This is a genomic window from Sporomusa aerivorans (assembly GCF_041428895.1).
Taxonomy (GTDB): domain Bacteria; phylum Bacillota; class Negativicutes; order Sporomusales; family Sporomusaceae; genus Sporomusa; species Sporomusa aerivorans.
In genome coordinates, this window is record NZ_CP156926.1 from 1,362,440 (window position 1) to 1,381,349 (window position 18,910).

The window sequence follows — 18,910 nt, forward strand, 5'->3', positions numbered from 1 at the left end:
AACATGGCTTTACCGGAAAATTTAAAGTTTAACACGCTGGCTGTCCATGGCGGACAGGAACCTGATCCAACTACCGGTTCCAGGGCAGTACCTATTTATCAGACAACTTCCTACAACTTCCGCGATGCCGATCATGCGGCCAACTTGTTTGGTCTTAAAGAATTTGGCAACATTTATACCCGGATTATGAATCCGACTACCGATGTATTCGAAAAGCGCATTGCCGCGCTGGAAGGCGGTATCGGCGCGCTTGCTTTTGCTTCCGGCCATGCAGCCATCAGCGCAGCCATATTTAATATTGCCCAGGCGGGGGATGAGATTGTCAGCTCCTCCACCTTATATGGCGGTACATATAACATGTTTGCCTACACCCTGCCGCGGCTGGGTATTAAAGTAACGCTGGTCGATCCCAGTGATCCGGAGAATTTCGCCAAGGCCATCACACCAAAAACCAAGGCGCTATATGCCGAAACCATCGGCAATCCTAAAATTGATGTGCTGGATATTGAAAGCGTAGCCGCCATTGCCCATAATCACGGAATACCGCTCCTTATCGACAATACCTTTGCTACCCCGTATCTGTGCCGGCCAATTGACTTTGGCGCCGATATTGTCATTCACTCAGCCACAAAATTTATTGGCGGCCATGGCACCTCCATGGGCGGTGTTGTCGTCGACAGCGGTAAATTCAACTGGGCTAACGGCAAATTCCCTCTTCTTTCAGAGCCAGACCCCAGTTATCATGATTTAAGCTATACGCAGGCCCTTGGCCAGCTCGCCTATATTCTTCGACTGCGTGTTCAAATCCTGCGTGACTTAGGCGCGTGCCTCAGTCCGTTCAATAGTTTCTCCTTCTTACAGGGACTGGAGACATTGCACCTCAGAATGGAGCGGCATAGCCAGAACGCCCAGGCTGTGGCGGAATACCTGAGCAAGCATGAGCTTGTTACATGGGTTAGTTATCCGGGCCTGGAAAGCCATACTGATTATAAATTGGCCCAGAAATATCTGTCGAAAGGTGCCAGCGCCATTTTGACGTTTGGCATCAAAGGCGGTTTGGCGGCAGGCAGAAAGTTCATTAACAGTCTCAAACTGCTATCCCTGTTAGCTAATGTGGGGGATTCCAAGTCGCTGGTGATTCATCCTGCCAGCACCACGCACTCCCAATTGACCGGGGAACAATTGACTGCCGCCGGAGTATCTGATGATATGGTGCGCCTGTCGATCGGTATTGAAGACGTTGCCGATATTATTGGCGATCTCGAGCAGGCTTTCACTGCAATTAAGTAATATTTTGGAGCAGGCCTTGGTGAAGTAATTACACTATTGAGAAATTATTAAGCATGTATTGACAGAGTATATGGCTAATGGTAGTATTTGTACTGTTAACTACATATTTTGCTTTCGTCTGCAGACTACCGGCTTCGATATGGTTAGCCAGCACTTAATAAGTGCTGACGCCATCAGGTATCCTGCGGTTGAGAGTAAAGACATAGTCATAAAAGCTCATTTCCCTATGGAAAGAGCTTTTTTTCTAAGGTACAAGCAACGAAAGCCAAGTCTATTTGGAGGTAACCATGAGTTTTGACACCATTAATGAGTACCGTAAAACCTTTCCCTCGAAAGCGCAAGTAATCGAACAAACGCCTGATCCGGGTGTCCGGGATATGCTCAACCATTTAGATAAAGCCGGTATTCCTACCGCCTTTGACCGTTTTGACGCGCAAAAGCCGCACTGCAGCTTCGGCCTGGCAGGAACCTGCTGCCGGATTTGTAATATGGGGCCTTGCAAAATTACCGAGAAAAGTCCTAAAGGCGTCTGCGGCGCCGACGCCCATGTCATTGTGGCCCGTAATATTCTGCGTTGGGTAGCAGCCGGCGTAGCCGCCCACGGGTCACGCGGACGGGAAGTGCTGCTGGCCTTGAAAAAAGCAGCCAGCGGACAAGTGGCGCTGCCGCTTCTGGGACAGGATAAAATTGTGGCGACGGCAAAAGCCTTCGGCATATATGAGGAAGACAAAACAGTGGCCCAATTGGCGGAACAGCTCGCCGATCTGCTGCTGGAAGACATGTCCCGCGCCGTACCGGCCACGCACCGGACAATTGCCGCCATGGCTCCGCCGGAACGGGTAAAGACCTGGTCGGAGCTGGATATTATCCCTGTCGGTTCCTATCATGAGGTATTTGAAGCTCTGCATCGCACCGGTACCGGCACCGACGGCGACTGGGAAAATCTTATGAAACAACTGCTGCGCTGTGGCCTGGCCTTCTCCTGGAACAGTGTGCTGGGTCCGTCCATTGCCGCCGACTGCCTGTATGGGCCGCCCAAACGCAGTTTTATTGACACTAATTTTGCTTCTATAAAAAAAGAATACGTTAATATTGCCCTGCACGGCCACTCGCCGGTGTTGCCTTCGGCGCTGGTACAGGCCAGCAGGGACCCGGAACTTGTCGAGCTGGCCAAGGCCCAGGGGGCGGCAGGCATTCGTTTATATGGCATTTGCTGCTCCGGCTTATCTTCGCTGTATCGCTATGGCGAGGTTCACCCGCTAAGTAATGCCCTCGGCGCCGAGTTAGTCATGGGAACAGGCGCCCTGGACGCCTGGGTGGCTGACTTGCAGGATATTTACCCGGGAATTATGGATGTCGCCGCCTGCTTCCACACCAAAGTAATTACCACCAGCGACTCCTGCCGCCTGCCTGGCGCTATCCATATTGCCTTTGATCATCAGCATGCCAATATGGACCAGATTCACAGCCAGGCGAAAGCCATTGTCAAACTGGCCATCCAAAATTATTCCGCCCGCCAGCAACAAAATGTGTATATACCAGAGGTCAGTCTGGAGGCCGAGGTCGGTTTCTCGGTGGAGAACATTGCGCAGGCTTTCGGCAGCCTGGAGGAGCTGGCGGCTCTGATCAAAAGCGGTAAGATAAAGGGCATTGTTAATCTTGTCGGCTGCAATAACCCCAAAGTTGTGTATGAACAGGCCATCGTGCAGGTGGCGGATACCTTGCTTGCCAACGACATTATTGTCCTGACCAATGGCTGCGCTTCTTTCCCGTTGTTGAAAATGGGTTATTGTACCCAGAAAGCCCTGGCCAAGGCCGGCCCCGGCCTGCAGGAAGTACTAACCGAACGAAAGCTGCCGCCAGTCTGGCATATGGGCGAATGCCTGGATAACGCGCGGGCATCCGGCTTATTCCGTGCGCTGGCTGATAAATGCGGCCAGCCGCTGAAAAACATGCCGGTGGCGTTTGCCAGTCCGGAATGGTCTAATGAAAAAGGAGTCGGCGCCGCTCTCAGCTTCCGGTTAATGGGCCTTAACTCTTATCATTGCATCCCGGCGCCGGTACAGGGTTCTGACAAAGTAGCCAATTTTTTCGCCCATGACACTCAGGAACTGCTTGGTTCGGTTATGGTGGTGATACCTGAGCCGCTTGCTTTAGGGCAGAGAATTGTCAATGATCTTGCGCAAAGAAGAAGTAAACTGGATTGGAACGGCAATAAGCAGGAGGTATAAATATGAACAGAAGAGATTTTCTGAAGAAGAGCGTATATATGGCTGTCGGCCTGGCCGGTGGTTTAAGTCTGGCCGGCTGCGGGACAAGTACTGCCCAGCAGGCCGGAACAAATGCCGGCCAAGCCAAGAATAAACCAACCGTTAAAATCGGCTATTTGCCCATTACCGACCATTTGACCATGATTGCTCACGGTCAGACAGAGTTCAAGCAATTTACCCTGGAGCCTGTTAAATTTTCCGGCTGGCCGGAATTGGCTGAAGCCTTAAAAGGCGGGGCCATTCAGGGCGCATTTGCGCTGACTCCGATCGGGATGAGCCTGAAACAAAAAGGCGTACCGGTCAAAGCCGTATTCTTAGGCCACCGCAACGGCTCGGTACTTACGGCCAAAGTTGGTCCGGAACTTAACAAAGTTGAAGATTTACGCGGCAAGACCATTGCCATTCCCAGCCGTTTTTCTACCCACAACATTCTTATCCATAAAGTGCTCACCGATAAAGGCATTAATCCCAATAACGATGTAAAACTGTTGGATATGTCGCCGCCCGAGATGGTCAACGCCCTGGCTACCGGCAAAGTTGATGCCTTTATTGTCGCCGAACCGTTTGGCGGACAAGCCGAAATGCAAAAAGTCGGCAAAGTGCTGGTTCTAAGTAAAGATATCTGGCGCGACCATATCTGCTGCGTACTTAACGTCCAGGAAGAATTGGTGCAGAAGAACCCGGAAGCTGTCGAGGAACTGGTCGGCGGCCTGGCCAAAGCCGCTACCTTCATTGACAACAACCCGCAGGAAGCCGCTAAATTGTCGCTTAAATATCTTGGCCAGAAGCAGGAAGTCGTGGAGCATGTGCTGACAAATCCCAAAGGCCGAATTACGTTTGCCAATCTTGTGCCTGATATTAAGGACTTTACCGCCACGCAGGATTATCTCGTCCAGTTTGGTATTACCAAAGACAAAATTGATTTAGCTCAATATATTGATGACCGGTTTGCCAGGAAGGCCTTTGGGGTGTGACCGGAACATGCAGACTAACTGGTTACCCAAAACGATACTGTTACCTTGGCTGGCGCTTGCCGCTTTTCTCGGACTGTGGCAGACTGCCGCCGGTTTTTACACACCGGAACAACTGCCCGGTCCGGCTAAGGTGCTGGCCGGACTGAGCGAGCTGGCGGAGTCGGGGATATTATGGGAACACATTCAGGTGAGCCTCATACGCTTTGCTATTTCCTATAGTTTAGCGCTCCTTGTTGCCGTTCCCTTGGGCCTCAGCCTGGGGTGGCATACCTATTCGCTTAAGGCGCTGGGTCCCATCCTGCAAATCTTGCGCCCCATTTCGCCGATTGCCTGGTTTCCCTTGGCTGTACTATGGTTTGGCGTGGGTAACGCCCCGGCGATATTCATTATTTTTCTGTCGGCTTTCTTTCCCATTCTGCTATCCACCATCAGTGCCGTTCGCAAGATCGACCCGGTATATTTAAAAGTTGCTCAGAATTTTGGGGTCGGCAGGGGTATGCTGTTCACCAAAATCGTTATCCCCGCCGCTTTTCCTTATATTATGATTGGGCTTAATATCGCCATTGGCGTGGCATGGATTCATTTAGTAGCGGGAGAAATGCTGGGGGCTCAATCCGGGCTCGGTTATCTCATTGTGGATTCCCGCAATTTCCTGCGGACAGACTGGATAATGGGCGGGATGCTGGTGGTCGGTCTCTTAGGGCTTGCCATCAACACGCTGTTTGGCTGGGCGGAGAAAAGTATTAACCGCAGATGGGGAGTAGGCTGACATGAAAAATGAGAACCCAGTAAAAATTGCCGTAGCCAATGTATCCAAAAGCTTCCCGGACGCCCGGGGAGAACAGCTGGCTGTACTCGTCGATATCAACTTACAGATCCATGCCGGCGAATTTTTGTGCTTGCTAGGGCCAAGCGGCTGTGGCAAAACAACTTTGATGAATTTGATGGCTGGCTTTGAGAACCCAACAAGCGGGATTCTGACAATTGACGGACTGACTGTCGATCGCCCCAATCCCAAGCATATTACAATCTTTCAGGATTATGGCCTGTTTCCGTGGCGCAATGTTTTGGATAATGTCATCCTGGGCCTTGAAGCCAAGGGAATGAAAAGTAAGGAAGCCCGGGCCAAGGCTGAGGAGTATCTGGAACTGGTTGGGCTGAGTCAGTTTGCCCGCAGTTTTCCCCGGCAGCTCTCAGGCGGGATGAAACAGCGCGTGGCCATTGCCAGAGCCTTGGCCGTTGAGCCGGACATTATCTTTATGGATGAACCGTTTGCCGCTTTGGATGCGTTTACCCGCTACCGGCTGCAGGACGAGGTGCTCCGTATCTGGCAGGAGAAGAAGCCAACGATTATTTTTGTGACACATGACATTGATGAAGCGGTATATTTGGCGCAGCGGGTTGTCATCATGTCGCCCAATCCGGGGCGGATCAGCCGTGTGATTAATATCAAGCTGCAAAAGCCCTGTGACCGGGGGGATGCCGGCCTCACTGCCTATCGCGGACAGGTCTTCCGGGAATTTGAACTGGCGCATGAGACCAACTCGGAGTATATCATTTAACCTAATGACAGGAGGAACCAACAATGGACAGCACCGTAAAACTGGATAATCTGACAAAAATACTGCAAGAAATGGGCAACGTGGCCGTTGCTTTTTCCGGTGGTGTGGACAGCAGTTTCTTAGCAGCAGCGGCGCAGCGGGCGCTGGGCGATAAGGCAGTGGCCGTTACGGCCTATTCGGAGACTCTGCCGGAATCAGAACGCCAGGAGGCCATTGCCATTGCCAAACAAATCGGCATTAGGCATGTTCTCTTGCACATCAGCGAGCTTAACAGCGACGAATTTGTGGCTAATACTCCCGATCGTTGCTATTACTGCAAAAAGGAACGGTTTGACGCTTTGAAAAGATGGGCGGATGATGAAAACATCGCCTGGGTTCTGGAAGGTTCCAACGCTGATGACAAATCAGACTACCGTCCGGGTATGCGCGCCATTGATGAACTGTGCGGCGTACGCAGTCCCTTGCTGGAGGCCGGACTGACCAAAGAGGAAATCCGGGTTATATCCAAAGAATGGGGTGTGCCTACCTGGAATAAACCCAGCGCCGCCTGTCTGTCGTCACGGGTGGCTTACGGCCTGCCGGTTACGGCCGAGCGGCTTAAACAGATCGAACAGGCGGAAGACTTCCTGAAGCAATTCTGCCGCGGACAGGTCCGCGTCAGACATCATGATAACCTGGCCCGGATTGAGGTGTCGCCGGAGGATATTGCCGGTCTGACTGCTCCGGATAAAGCCGGACTGATCAGCGCCGAACTGCGCAAATTAGGCTTCACCTTTGTCACACTGGATTTAGCCGGCTACCGGACCGGCAGTATGAACGCCGTGCTGGATTTGCCCGGCAAACAATAGATTAGCAAAGAAAAGTCCGTATCATCAGTTGTGATACGGACTTTTCTTTCCATTTAGGCCACACCCTGGGCCGATTCGTGTGGGTTAGAAACTTTGCCATCGCGTATTTTCCGGTAGAGCGCTTTTTCTGTCTCAGGCAGATTCTGCGGAATATCAATACGGATTTTCAGGTATAAATCGCCCAGGCCCTGTTTTTGGGGCAGGCCTTTGTTTTTTAACCGCAGCCGCTGGCCGGAGTGCGTGCCGGGCTCGATCTTAAGCTGAACCGGGCCATGAGGAGTAGCGACTTTGACCCGGTCGCCCAGCACGGCCTGTTCCGGATAGAGAGTGAGCTCTGTTTCCAGGTCCCTGCCGTTTACCTGCCAGGTAGGGTCGCCTACCTGGATATGCAGGTACAGATCGCCGGCGTCGCTCGTGCCGCTGCCTCTGCCGCCCAGGCCTTTGAGGCGCAGCGACGCACCCGGATAGAGGCCGGCAGGTATTTTTACTTTGACGGTTTTGGCGATTTCCGTAACTCCGGCGCCGCCGCAGGTCTGGCAGATGCCGTGTTGGCTGAAACGCTGCCCGGCGCAGGCGGTGCAGACCTGGGGCGCCGAGAGATGAAGATCCTTTTCTGCTCCCTGAATTAGCTCGATGACGGAGAGCTGAATCTCGGCATTTATATCTTCGCCTTTGTAATTGGCTGTGCGTGTCCGTCTGCCGCCAGGCTGACCGTGATTGAACTCCTGTCCGAAGATGCTGGCGAAGAAATTGCTGAATTCGGACGGATCAAAACCCTCGTTCCCCTGGTAACTGTACGTATAGCCACCGGCGGCGGACGGGTCGAAATGAACCTCATCGCCGGTCTGCCAGTTCATGCCCAGCTTATCGTATTTAGCCCGTTTACCCGGGTCACCCAGTACTTCATAGGCTTCATTGATCTGCTTGAATTTTTCTTCGGCCTGTTTCTTGGCATCACCCTGGTGAAGGTCGGGGTGATGCTTGCGGGCCAGCTTGCGGTACGCCTGTTTTATTTCTTTTTCGGTCGCAGTCTTTACAATGCCTAATATTTCGTAGTAATCGACATATTGCATAGGCATCACCCCTTTAGCTGCTTCTTATTTACTCATACTCAACGTCGATGACATCGTCCTGTTTGGTTTGACTGCCGGGATTAGCGCCCGGTTGCTGCCCGGGCTCCTCCGGCTGGTGCTGAGCGGCCTGGCTGTAGGCCTGCTCCAGTTCGCCTTTGAGCTGCTGCAGCTTAGCCATATCGGTTTTGTCGTCAGCCTGGCTGACGGCTTCCAGGGCGGCCGATAGCCGGCCGCTAAGATGCGCAGGCAGGCTGTCGCCTTTTTCCGCCAGGAAATTACGAGCCTGATAGGCCAGCGAATCTACTTCGTTTTTCAACTCTGCATATTGCCGGCGGTTTTTATCGTCGGCTGCGTAGCGTTTGGCATCGGCCACCATCCGGTCGATATCGGTTTTGTCCAGGTTGCTGGAACCGCTGATGGTAATGGACTGTTCTTTGCTTGTGGCTTTGTCCTTGGCGCTGACTGTAAGAATACCGTTGGCGTCAATATCGAAGGTAACTTCAATTTGCGGCAAGCCGCGCGGTGCGGCTGGGATGCCGGTTAATTTGAAGCGGCCCAGAGTCCGGTTGTCACCGGCCATTTCCCGTTCACCCTGCAGGACATGAATGTCAACTTCCGGCTGATGGTCATCGGCTGTGCTGAATACCTGACTACGGCGGGCGGGAATGGTTGTGTTGCGCTCAATAATCCTGGTCATAACGCTCCCCAGTGTTTCCACACCAAGAGACAGCGGCGTAACGTCCAAGAGGACTACGTCTTTGAGATCACCGCTCAGGACGGCGCCCTGGATGGCGGCGCCAATGGCGACAACCTCGTCCGGATTCACGCTTTGGTTGGGATCTTTGCCGGTCAGCTGTTTGACGAGTTGTTGAACGGCCGGGATACGGGTGGAACCGCCTACCAGGATGACTTCGTCGATATCCTTGGCAGTCAGTTTGGCATCAGCCAGCGCTTTCTCCACCGGAATCCGGCAGCGATTGACCAGGCTGCGGGTGATTTCATCAAATTTTGCCCGGGTAAGTTTGAGATCCAGATGCTTTGGACCGCTGGCATCGGCCGTAACGAAGGGCAGATTGACTGTGGTTTCGGTTACAGACGACAACTCAATCTTGGCTTTCTCGGCGGCTTCGGTAAGCCGCTGCAGCGCCTGTTTGTCTGTTAAAAGATCAATGCCGTTATTTTTCTTGAACTCGGCGGCCAGCCAGTCAACAATAGCTTTATCGAAGTCGTCGCCGCCTAAGTGAGTATCACCGTTGGTAGCCTTAACCTCGAACACGCCGTCGCCTACATCGAGAATGGATACGTCAAAGGTACCGCCACCTAAGTCGAATACCAGGATGGTTTCATTCTTTTTCCTGTCCAGGCCATAAGCCAGAGCTGCGGCTGTCGGCTCGTTGATAATCCGCAGGACGTTGAGGCCGGCGACCCGGCCGGCGTCTTTAGTAGCCTGACGCTGGGCATCGTTAAAATATGCCGGCACTGTGATAACCGCATCGATTATTTTCTCGCCCAGATACTTGCTGGCGTCATCCACCAGTTTGCGCAGGACCTGAGCCGAAATTTCCTCCGGTGCGTACTGTTTGTCATCGACCAGGAATTTCACGGTGTCATCTGCGCCCTGGGCTACTTTATAAGGCACCAGTTTCATCTCATCCGGTACTTCGTTGAAACGGCGACCGATGAAGCGTTTTACCGAATAGAAGGTTTTAGCAGGGTTTAAGACGGCCTGGCGTTTGGCTAACTGGCCAACAAGACGTTCGTTATCGCGGAAAGCCACGACAGAGGGAGTAGTGCGACCGCCCTCGACATTGACAATAACCTCCGGACGTTCTCCTTCTAATACAGAAATACAAGAGTTGGTTGTACCTAAATCAATACCTACTACTTTTCCCATAATTCGCGCCTCCTCTTTTATTAATAAATTAATGCGGGTTGCATGGGATTACTGTTTGATTACAATTCTATGTTATCAGATAACTGTTATTAATTAAAAAGTCAAATAAGGTCAAATAAAGCTAATTATAACCAATTTAGTCTTTTTCTTGAAAAATTGTCCCGCAATCATAGCCAATCTGATTATTTCTGACTTTTTGACCTTTTGACTTTATGAAGCAAAAATTTTCCTCAGCTGTGGCCGGAGCTTAGTACCTGGCGTAACCATGGACTACAGGGAACAAAAAACGCAGTCGCCGGCGAAAGTACCCGAAGACTGCGTTTTTTCATTGAATTAGTATCGTCTTAAGCCAGTTCGTCCATTAGGGCAGCTACTGAAATATCCTGCAGGGAATGCTCCACTAACGCGCCGGTGGCTAATTGAGGCAAGGAGTCTTCAAATGTTGGCCGGTCGGTACGGTACAGCAGGCCGACCGGGATCTTATCGCCCCACTGGCCCGCTACGGCCGAGGCTGCTGTAAAATCTGCCGGATTATAGTCAGGCAGGGTATTCAGGCGGTAGACCCGCTCCTGGTACCATTGATAGGTGTTGATATGGTTAAAGGAGACGCAGGGCTGGAGGATATCGACAACTGAAAAGCCCCGGTGGCTGATGGCCTGGGCCAGGATATCGGCAAGCTGGGAATCGGCGGCGGTTGAGCGGGCCACAAAGCTGGCGCCGGCCTGGAGCGCCGTTTGTACTATATTAATGGGTTGTTCCACATTTCCCCGTGGCGGCGGCGTGAATTTGGTGATTGCGCCCAGATCGCTTGTCGGTGAGGTCTGACCTTTGGTGAGCCCGTAGATCTGATTGTTGTGAATGATATAGGTAATATTGAGGTTACGGCGCGCCGTATGGATAAAGTGTCCCATTCCTAAGCCCATGCCGTCGCCGTCGCCGCCCTCCGCGATTACGGCCAGCCGGTGATTGGCCAGCTTGACGCCGGTTGCTACCGGCAATGTCCGGCCATGCAGGGTTTCAATCCGGTAAGTATTAATATACTGGGCGATTTTGCTGGAGCAGCCGATGCCGGTAACAAGCGCCGTTTGTTCAGGGTCTAAATCCAGGAGAGAAAACGCCTTTTTTAAGGCCGTAAAGATGCCAAAATTGCCGCACCCTGGGCACCATGTGGGAACATAGCGAACATTTAGATTTTCCGTCATGCCAGCACCTCCTCGATTTTAGCGGCTATTGCGGAGGGGACAAAGGGGCGGGAATCGTATTTCAGATAGGTCGCAGTTACCGTATAGCCGGTATGGGCGCGGATCAGTCCGGCTAACTGCGCCGTTTTATTGCCTTCCACCAGCAGGGTTTTCTTGCTCTGTGCCAGTACCTCGCTTACTGCTGCCGCCGGAAAAGGACTGGGATAGACTACTTGCAAAAAGTTAACGGTTTTACCGGTTTCAGAAACCTGGTTTATGGCTTCCACAATAGCTTGTTTGGTTGAGCCCCAGCCAATGACAGTCAGTTCGGCATCCTTGGGACCGTGCAGCTTGATTCCCGGGATTTCTTTCAGCATGGCAGGCACCTTATTAAACAGTTTGTCAGTACCAGCCGCCGTTATCGCAGGCTCCTGTCCGGCAAACTCGCGGTTGCCTGAGCTATAGAAGCCGTCTTCGCCATGGGTATAACTTGTGGCAATATGCCGGCCACCCTTTTGACCGGGAACGGCGCGAGGGGAAATCCCGTCGTCCGTGAGGGCATAACGGGCATAGGGCTGGTTCTCTGCCAGCCAGGTTTCACTGACAAGCTTGCCACGGTCAATCTTGAGCTCCGAATCGTCAAAATAGGCATGGACGGCGCTGGAGTCGGCTAAATATTTATCTGTTAAGATAATTCCCGGCACCTGGTATTTCTCTACCAGATTAAATACACGGAACGTTTCAGTGAAGCATTCCTCAATATCGCCCGGGGCCATAACAATGCGGGGGAATTCGCCCTGGGAGGCGTGAACCACGAAGTTTAGATCGGCTTGAGCGGTGCGGGTTGGCAGGCCTGTACTGGGGCCGCCCCGCTGGGCCTCTACAATGACCAGCGGGACTTCCCCCTGGGCGGCAAAGCCCAAAGCTTCCACCATCAGGGCGAAACCGCCCCCGCTGGTGGCCCCAATGGCCCGCACCCCGGCAAAGCCGGCGCCAATGAGCATGTTGACCGCAGCAATTTCATCCTCGGCCTGCTTAAATACCAGACCGTATTGGGCGGAATGATCGGCTAAATAGGTTAATACGCTGGAGCCCGGTGTCATGGGATAGCCGGCGGCAAATTTTACGCCGGCTTTGATGGCGCCCATCGAGATAGCCTCATTGCCGTTTAAGAACATCTTTTTCTGACTATCCGGCTGCAGCGTAAAAGGAAAAGCACTATGCACACCATGTTGTTGCCGGGCAGCATCAAAGGATTGCTGCAGCAATGCCAGGTTTTTCTCTAAGACCTCGCCTTTAAATTCTGACCTCATGATGCCGGCCACTGCCTCAAGGGGAAAGCCGCCCAGACTGCAAAAGGCTCCGACCATGGCGCTGTTGGCCATGACCTTGGCGTCACCGGTAAGCGTACCGATGAGTTTCAACGGGTACAATTTTACCCCGGCCGGCACCAATGCCATATCCGGTTTTACCGTATCACTGTCATACAAAATGCCAGCGCCGGTGTTCAGGTGCTCATAGTTTTGATCCAACACTTCCTGGGACAACGCACATAAAAAGTCTAACCCGTCTTCGTAGGTTTCGATTGGCTTGTTGTCGATAGAGGCGCGACAGGTATTCGTGCCGCCCTTGATTAATGAGGGATATTCGTTCACCACAAAGGCCCACAGTCCATTGCGCCCGGCCGCTCTGGCAAGCATGATGCCTGCGCTCATGATGCCATAGCCTGCTTGTCCGCCAAACATAACGGTAAATGGTTGTTGAGACATGTAATACCCTCCGTTCTCAATAATTTTTAACGGTTTTTAATTTGATTGAATACCTCGGCAATATCCGGTAGCTCAGGGATATCATACGTTTTGACCCATAACACCTTACCGTCCTCACCGACTAGAACATTAGCCCGTTCCGAAAAGCCTTCCGGTGTACGAAACAGACCGTATTTACCGGCAATTTCCCCATGTGGCCAAAAATCAGCTAAGAGTTTTACCTGGGCAATGCCCAGCTCTTTTGCCCAGGCATTCTTGCACGGATAGGAGTCTATGCTCAGGCCAAGCGGAACAACGTTATGTTTCTCAAACTCTGCTAAATTGGCTTCCAAAGCTTTCATCTGTTCGGCGCATACTCTGGTCCACGCCAGGGGGTGCCAGGATAACAGCACCTTTTTGCCCTTATAATCTGACAGGCGAATTTCTTCGCCGCGATTGTCCTTTAAAACAAAATCAGGCGCATAATCGCCAACCGTAATCCGATTCATAATGATCGCCTCCAATAATTTATTAGGCAAATTTATCACTACATATAACTTATAAATTATCATGGGAAAATCCTTCTTGAATAAAAAAAATCTTGTTGTTTTACAGTATTTTCTCTATAAAGAAAATTCGCCGGTAAACTTTTTTATAATAAATTAAAGGTATACTATACATGTCATAGAACGCATCACTATGACATGACCTCTAATCGTCTGCCACTGGTAGGCGGTTTCTTTTTTTACTGACAGAAAGTGTAAGTTTTTTTAGTATAAGGGGAGAGCTTTTATTAACTGCTATATGGAATATCGACATGAATACCGGTAAAAAAAATCTTGCAAAATAGGAATTTTATGGTATAATTTAATTAATATTGATTAGTAATTGATATTTTCATTTAAATAATTATAATTTAGGGAGTGAACGATCATGCAAATAGTCAGCGAATTGGTTAAACAACCTGCTCGCAAGCAGGAGGAGAGACAATGGCCTCTAAAAGGAAGTTTGGTGGCATTTGCCGGCATCCTATATATGGCATTGTTGTTGGCGTAACAACAAGAGCAATCAGGAGCTTCGCAATTCCCTACTGTAAAGGGGCATATTGACGAGGGAAAAATACATATGCTCCCGGAGGTAATCCGTCCGGGGGCATTTTTATATGATTATGAAGATATTGATTTGACAAAACCCTAATTGATATATATAATATTTATTGGGCAAGAAAAATTAATCTATAATTGGGGCGTCGCCAAGCTGGTAAGGCACGGGACTCTGACTCCCGCATTCCTAGGTTCGAGTCCTAGCGCCCCAGCCACATGACTCACTAGCTCAACTGGCAGAGCAACTGACTCTTAATCAGTAGGTTCACGGTTCGATTCCGTGGTGGGTCACCACTTTGAAACACAGGTACATCAAGGGTTAGAAGCCTTTCGATGTACCTTTTAATTTTTCCTGTTATGGTTAAGTTGCCGTTTATTTGCCGTTTATTTTCAAAAAAGAGTACAAAAGAAAGACAAAAATATAAAAAATTAGCAGGCTATTTGGTCTGCTCTTTTGTTGGTTTTTTGCTTTATCGGATGCCTGTTTTAAGAAGGATTCCATCTTATCAGCGGTTTCTTTTTCAGCCGATTTAAGAAGGTGAGAGTATACAACGGTGGTGGTATTGGTGTTAGCATGCCCAAGCTTGCCGGCGACGGTTCTAATATCCGTTCCGGACGTAATAAGGTAAGTAGCCGCCATATGCCGGAAACTCTTTGGTGTGATCGGCGGGAGATTATTGTTTTTGACAAACTTCTTTAGCCATGTATTCATGCTGTCAGGATGAGCTTGTTTGCCGTTCCAGGCTTGTAGATTGAAGAGGGTGGGACTGGTCCCACCCTCCAATTCATAAGACATTTAAGCTCAGTCCCAGGGAAACCGGGGATTTTTTTGCTAACTTGAAACATAAGAGTTATTTGGTTGCAGCTACTTCTGAGGCAGCCATTACCGGAGCACTAACCGTCTGAATTACCTCAAATTCAATTTTTTCATTAACATCCTCTACTCTACTGCCTATAAAAAATACGTCAATAAGTGCCCATATGCCCAGACCACCCAAAGTAAGTGTCATAAAAATTCCTCTAACAATATCGCCAACATAATAACGATGCCCACCTAATGCACCAAGAAAAAACCAAAATATATAAGCTGTAGTTTTAGATTTAGCTTTTTTTGAAAGCTCACTTTGAATAATTGCCAACTGTTGGGTTGTTAAGCCCTGTTTTAATAATAAATTACTCATAAATATAAGACCTCCCCAATACGTATTTACATATATCTACCACAATCGGTAGTAAATTCCTGCAAAAGAAATAATAATTTGCCAAAAAAGGTAAATTATTGGATTGAATTTTTCTAAGGCTATTCTAATTACAATTCTAATTCTTTTTACTGGATTTTATTTACTAAAACCTGCTGATACTTTTATTATTAAAGAAATTGTCAAGAAGGAATTAAGTCCAAACGGAAAGTATCAAGCGATAGTTTTTATAGATACTGGTGGAAATGCAACTGTTGATTTCTCTAATAATGTTGCCATATTTGTATGCTAGCGACAATAATGTTGATGAAACTCGAGAAGTTAATAAAATGCATATTGTCTTTAAAGGTTATCATATTCGTTACACTGATATTAAATGGGAAAGCGATTCAACTTTGATAATATACCATAATTACAATGATGGTGTTATCAAAAGCGAAACTGACAATAAAGGCATAAAAATTAAATATGCTAAAGCTGAGAAACCTAAATAATCATTTATTTGAACCATATTCCATCTGTTGCCTCCTTGCCTTGTGGGGGAGGCGGTATTTTGTTTAATTGTAGGTACCCGAACCTCAGGGCGCGGTTTTCTCTAAAACCAGTGTAATATAACATTACGAAACTTTGTGGCCGGTTGAAAGAAAAATTAGCTATTATAGGACCGAGGGGAATCAACCCGCCGATTTATGTATTTACTATGTAGTTTTCCAACTTCCAGAGCGTAGTAGCACAGAACTAGATAATGTCAACCTTGTAAGTTAAAATAGACTTGAATTAATGAAAGGATAGGGTTGTGTTGTGTTGAATATCATCTCTAGAGGATTGGTTAGAGCGTCGAATGAAGTATCTCCAAGATAGCATTTAAGGATGCTTTTTAAAGAAACTAAACTAGATGAACTATGAAAATTTCAGTTAATCGAGCAGAGTTTCTTGAAATAGCACTAGCTATCCCCGCGGACAGTAATGTTAGTTTAATGGTCAGCAATGGGATTTTGTCTATTATTAGTTTTACGGCTGGACTGTCTTTGGAAATTGTTGGATACATGATTGAATCAGGGCAGCCTACTTATCGGCCGTACAATGGCATGAGTTAGTTTATTCCGTTTTTCAGTCGCAAAAATTAGTTGTTGATATTACGAATCCGGAAAAAGAACACGGTTGAAGTACTAACAAGAGGTGAGAGCTAATGCTTAACCACAAAATACTCTTTATGACCCTTCTCCTACTTACCCTAAGTATTTCCCTATGTCATGCCGAAAGCTGGACTCAAGTAGATAGCTCCTCGTGGGTTGATGTTGATTCAATCCAAGTGGAATCCGATGGACTTATTAAAGCAGTAGCTAGAGAATATTTACATGAGGAAAAATATACTTCAACGACACTCCTTATAGATAGAACTAGAGAAAAAGTTTGCTTTTCGGAAATCCAACTCTACAATATGGAAGGAAAGTACTTCGGTAAATTATTGCTTGATCCCAAAGCAGAAGGCTCATGGAATGACTTTAAGGACGATGATAATGATTTATTAATAGGAGCCATCCTAAGGGCTGCTGAGAGGTTTTAATTAGTTTATTCTCGCTTAACAAGAATCATAATGGAGGATAACCGACCATGCTTAAAAGCCGTCTAGTAGCAGGCAACATTAGTACATTACTCTTGGTTTGCCTGCTACTCTTGTTCGTACCATCTAGTGTCAGCGCCGGGCCACAAAACCAATACGACCAGGTGATTGCCAATTGTAATCAGGCTATTGCCGCCAACCCGCATGATGCAAGGGTTTACCTAAAACGAGGTATTGCCTACTTTCATAAGGGGCAGTACGACCTAGCGCTTAATGACTACAACCAGGCCATCGCCATCAATCCACAATTTACCAATGCATATGTTGACCGTGGAAATAGTTACTATCGTCTTGGTCAGTATGAACGGGCGATTGCCGACTATAATCAAGCTATTACCATTAATCCCAGTGATGCCGAAATTTACTATGACCGTGGCTTGCTTTACAGTCTGCTAAAACAATACGATCAGGCTATAGAAGATTATAATAGGGCTATTGCTATCAATCCACAATTTGCATCAGCTTACTATAACAAAGCTTGGACTTGTGAAACAATTGGAAGAACTCAGGAAGCGATTGGCGCCTATCAGAAATTCCTGACATTGGCCTCACCCCAAGATACCAAACGCATTGAACATGCTAAGCAATATATTGACAAATAATCAAACAGAATCGGCGGGGCGGGATAATTCCCGCCCTTATTATTTGGCAAGTTTAGCTGCGTATGACTTTAATTAAAGGAAAAATGCAATTTCTGGAAGAAGATAGATATTGGAAAATTAAGTAATGCTGGTAATCCAACGGTTTAAACGACTTTGCAAGAAAATATAATGTGGATTATGAAGAGGAATCAAAATACTTGGTGCTGATAGGGGGCGTAGCAGTGATTCATAATAGAATAGCCTTTAGGGGTATAATTTTCTGCCTGTCATTCTTCGTGTCAATAATGCCTTTTGCCGTATACGGGGCCGAAAGCTCGAAAAGCGGGGTACCAATACTCCAAAAGGTGGCGCAAGAATATTATCTTAAAGGACTTGAATACGCGGATCGTAATGAATTTAAACTTGCCATAGAGCAATACGATCAGGCGATTGCATTGTATCCGAAGTCTGCGGATTATTATCTAAAACGCGGAGAAGCTCTCTTTAAGAATCAGCAAATAGAGCAGTCCATAAAAGATTTTACCAAGGCAATTGAAGTACAGCCGGGAAAATATAAATCATATCTTGTCCGGGCAAGGAGCTATATTGCGAGCAATCAAAAAGATAAGGCTATTGCCGATATGGAGCAGTCAGTCAAAATTTGCACAGATGGAATAAAACGCAGCCCTAAAGATACGGAAAAATATATAGATCGCGGTCAAGCTTACATGATGCTGGAGGATTATGAGAATGCTGCTAATGATTTCAGCAAAGTTTTGGAGCTGGACTCGCGGAGTGATGCCGCTTTTGTCAGACGGGGTATTGCTTATGCAATGGAACATGAATATGATCTTGCCATTATTGATTTCAATAAAGCAATAACATTGAACAGCAATAACGATGAGGCATTTTTGATTCGTGCAGAAATCTATTTTTTGGGAGGCAACCTTGAGCGAGCAATTCAAGATTATTCTGAAGTAATCAGATTGAAGCCAGCTAACTCTGTAGCGTACGCACAGCGTGGTTATGTCTATATGATGAGCGGCCAAGCTGAAAAGGCCCGTGAGGATTCGCGAAAGGCAGAGTCTATTGATAAAAAAATAGCGGATTCAGCAGGTTGGATGATGGCGATTGGGAGTATCAGCTATTCCCATATAACTGGTAATGTTCCAGAAAAAAGTGATTTTGATGCATTTCTTCTACGGGCTATAATGGCGTATTTTAGTGCTGGCCCAAATGCTGAAATCAAATATGAGTTTTTGCGGAAAGGCCCGGATCAAGTAGGAGTATCGCCTCCCGATTATTATCTTTGGGTTGAAATAAACGATAACAACAAGCGGCAGACAGGGGCGATGCGAGTCACCGCCATTGACAAAAAAGGGTTTGTTATTCCTGACTTTCTTACCAAAGATACTATAGAAAAAGATTTTTCTGAGGTTTATAAAATATTCCCATTGACTGTTTGCTTAAGAATAGCAAACAAAATAAAGAAAGAACACCGGATATAACAGGCTGTTTTCGCTGTTTCCCAATTGGTGGATTTGCGGTCACGAATCGCCTCCA

At 48.2% G+C, this 18,910-nt stretch carries 18 protein-coding genes and 2 tRNA genes; 13 read left to right on the plus strand and 7 right to left on the minus strand.

All coding sequences use genetic code 11. The features are described from left to right. Window positions 1–3 precede the first annotated feature (3 nt). The 6 genes from SATMO3_RS06150 (at window position 4) to larE (ending at window position 6,944) form a co-directional block, all read left to right on the plus strand. Window positions 4–1,290 carry a homocysteine synthase gene (locus SATMO3_RS06150; protein ID WP_371378981.1) on the plus strand — a complete coding sequence of 429 codons (1,287 nt, stop codon included), beginning with the start codon at window positions 4–6 and terminating at the stop codon, window positions 1,288–1,290. 287 nt (window positions 1,291–1,577) lie between these two features. Next, on the plus strand, window positions 1,578–3,521 hold the full coding sequence (gene cooS / locus SATMO3_RS06155) for an anaerobic carbon-monoxide dehydrogenase catalytic subunit (protein ID WP_371378983.1): 1,944 nt from the start codon (window positions 1,578–1,580) through the stop codon (window positions 3,519–3,521). A 2-nt stretch (window positions 3,522–3,523) separates the two neighbouring features. Further along, window positions 3,524–4,534, plus strand: a complete 1,011-nt coding sequence (locus tag SATMO3_RS06160) for an ABC transporter substrate-binding protein (RefSeq protein WP_371378985.1) — start codon at window positions 3,524–3,526, stop codon at window positions 4,532–4,534. Between the two features lie 7 nt (window positions 4,535–4,541). After that, window positions 4,542–5,303, plus strand: coding sequence for an ABC transporter permease (locus SATMO3_RS06165; protein ID WP_371378987.1), 762 nt, complete (start codon window positions 4,542–4,544; stop codon window positions 5,301–5,303). A gap of 1 nt (window position 5,304) precedes the next feature. Continuing rightward, complete coding sequence (locus SATMO3_RS06170; RefSeq protein ID WP_371378990.1) at window positions 5,305–6,096, plus strand: ABC transporter ATP-binding protein; 792 nt, start codon at window positions 5,305–5,307, stop codon at window positions 6,094–6,096. Window positions 6,097–6,119: 23 nt separating this feature from the next. Then, complete coding sequence (larE, locus tag SATMO3_RS06175) at window positions 6,120–6,944, plus strand: ATP-dependent sacrificial sulfur transferase LarE (protein WP_371378993.1); 825 nt, start codon at window positions 6,120–6,122, stop codon at window positions 6,942–6,944. A 53-nt stretch (window positions 6,945–6,997) separates the two neighbouring features. Here the strand turns inward: larE and SATMO3_RS06180 are convergent, their stop codons facing one another. The 5 genes from SATMO3_RS06180 to SATMO3_RS06200 form a co-directional block, all read right to left on the minus strand. Further along, window positions 6,998–8,017, minus strand: coding sequence for a DnaJ C-terminal domain-containing protein (locus SATMO3_RS06180; protein ID WP_371378995.1), 1,020 nt, complete (start codon window positions 8,015–8,017; stop codon window positions 6,998–7,000). A 28-nt stretch (window positions 8,018–8,045) separates the two neighbouring features. Beyond that, on the minus strand, window positions 8,046–9,911 hold the full coding sequence (dnaK, locus tag SATMO3_RS06185) for a molecular chaperone DnaK (RefSeq protein ID WP_371378998.1): 1,866 nt from the start codon (window positions 9,909–9,911) through the stop codon (window positions 8,046–8,048). Between the two features lie 344 nt (window positions 9,912–10,255). After that, window positions 10,256–11,113: a 2-oxoacid:ferredoxin oxidoreductase subunit beta gene (locus SATMO3_RS06190; protein WP_371379001.1), complete on the minus strand. Its 858-nt coding sequence runs from the start codon at window positions 11,111–11,113 to the stop codon at window positions 10,256–10,258. Next, window positions 11,110–12,861, minus strand: coding sequence for a 2-oxoacid:acceptor oxidoreductase subunit alpha (locus SATMO3_RS06195; RefSeq protein ID WP_371379003.1), 1,752 nt, complete (start codon window positions 12,859–12,861; stop codon window positions 11,110–11,112). Before SATMO3_RS06195 ends, SATMO3_RS06190 begins: the two co-directional genes overlap by 4 nt. Window positions 12,862–12,887: 26 nt before the next feature. Continuing rightward, the gene (locus tag SATMO3_RS06200) at window positions 12,888–13,349 is read right to left on the minus strand and encodes a redoxin domain-containing protein (protein ID WP_371379005.1); all 462 of its coding nucleotides are present in this window, start codon (window positions 13,347–13,349) and stop codon (window positions 12,888–12,890) included. A 424-nt stretch (window positions 13,350–13,773) separates the two neighbouring features. Here SATMO3_RS06200 and SATMO3_RS06205 point away from each other — a divergent pair, with 424 nt between their 5' ends. The 3 genes from SATMO3_RS06205 to SATMO3_RS06215 all read left to right on the plus strand — a co-directional run bounded on the left by SATMO3_RS06205 (window position 13,774) and on the right by SATMO3_RS06215 (window position 14,237). After that, on the plus strand, window positions 13,774–13,896 hold the full coding sequence (locus SATMO3_RS06205; RefSeq protein WP_371379008.1) for a hypothetical protein: 123 nt from the start codon (window positions 13,774–13,776) through the stop codon (window positions 13,894–13,896). Between the two features lie 186 nt (window positions 13,897–14,082). Then, window positions 14,083–14,158: transfer RNA gene (locus SATMO3_RS06210), tRNA-Gln, on the plus strand. 3 nt (window positions 14,159–14,161) lie between these two features. Beyond that, window positions 14,162–14,237: transfer RNA gene (locus tag SATMO3_RS06215), tRNA-Lys, on the plus strand. A gap of 79 nt (window positions 14,238–14,316) precedes the next feature. Here SATMO3_RS06215 and SATMO3_RS06220 read toward each other — a convergent pair. Both SATMO3_RS06220 and SATMO3_RS06225 read right to left on the minus strand, forming a co-directional pair. After that, window positions 14,317–14,739 carry a tyrosine-type recombinase/integrase gene (locus tag SATMO3_RS06220; protein ID WP_371379011.1) on the minus strand — a complete coding sequence of 141 codons (423 nt, stop codon included), beginning with the start codon at window positions 14,737–14,739 and terminating at the stop codon, window positions 14,317–14,319. A 55-nt stretch (window positions 14,740–14,794) separates the two neighbouring features. Further along, window positions 14,795–15,124 carry a TM2 domain-containing protein gene (locus SATMO3_RS06225; RefSeq protein WP_371379014.1) on the minus strand — a complete coding sequence of 110 codons (330 nt, stop codon included), beginning with the start codon at window positions 15,122–15,124 and terminating at the stop codon, window positions 14,795–14,797. Between the two features lie 263 nt (window positions 15,125–15,387). Between SATMO3_RS06225 and SATMO3_RS06230 the strand changes: the two genes are divergently transcribed. The 4 genes from SATMO3_RS06230 (at window position 15,388) to SATMO3_RS06245 (ending at window position 18,855) form a co-directional block, all read left to right on the plus strand. Continuing rightward, a complete protein-coding gene (locus SATMO3_RS06230) occupies window positions 15,388–15,636 on the plus strand; it encodes a hypothetical protein (RefSeq protein ID WP_371379016.1) in 249 nt (82 codons plus the stop codon). A gap of 695 nt (window positions 15,637–16,331) precedes the next feature. Continuing rightward, entirely contained in the window at window positions 16,332–16,709 is a 378-nt protein-coding gene (locus tag SATMO3_RS06235) for a hypothetical protein (RefSeq protein WP_371379018.1), read from the plus strand. A 47-nt stretch (window positions 16,710–16,756) separates the two neighbouring features. Continuing rightward, window positions 16,757–17,368, plus strand: a complete 612-nt coding sequence (locus tag SATMO3_RS06240) for a tetratricopeptide repeat protein (RefSeq protein ID WP_371379021.1) — start codon at window positions 16,757–16,759, stop codon at window positions 17,366–17,368. A gap of 221 nt (window positions 17,369–17,589) precedes the next feature. Beyond that, complete coding sequence (locus SATMO3_RS06245) at window positions 17,590–18,855, plus strand: tetratricopeptide repeat protein (RefSeq protein WP_371379023.1); 1,266 nt, start codon at window positions 17,590–17,592, stop codon at window positions 18,853–18,855. The last annotated feature ends 55 nt before the right edge of the window (window positions 18,856–18,910 follow it).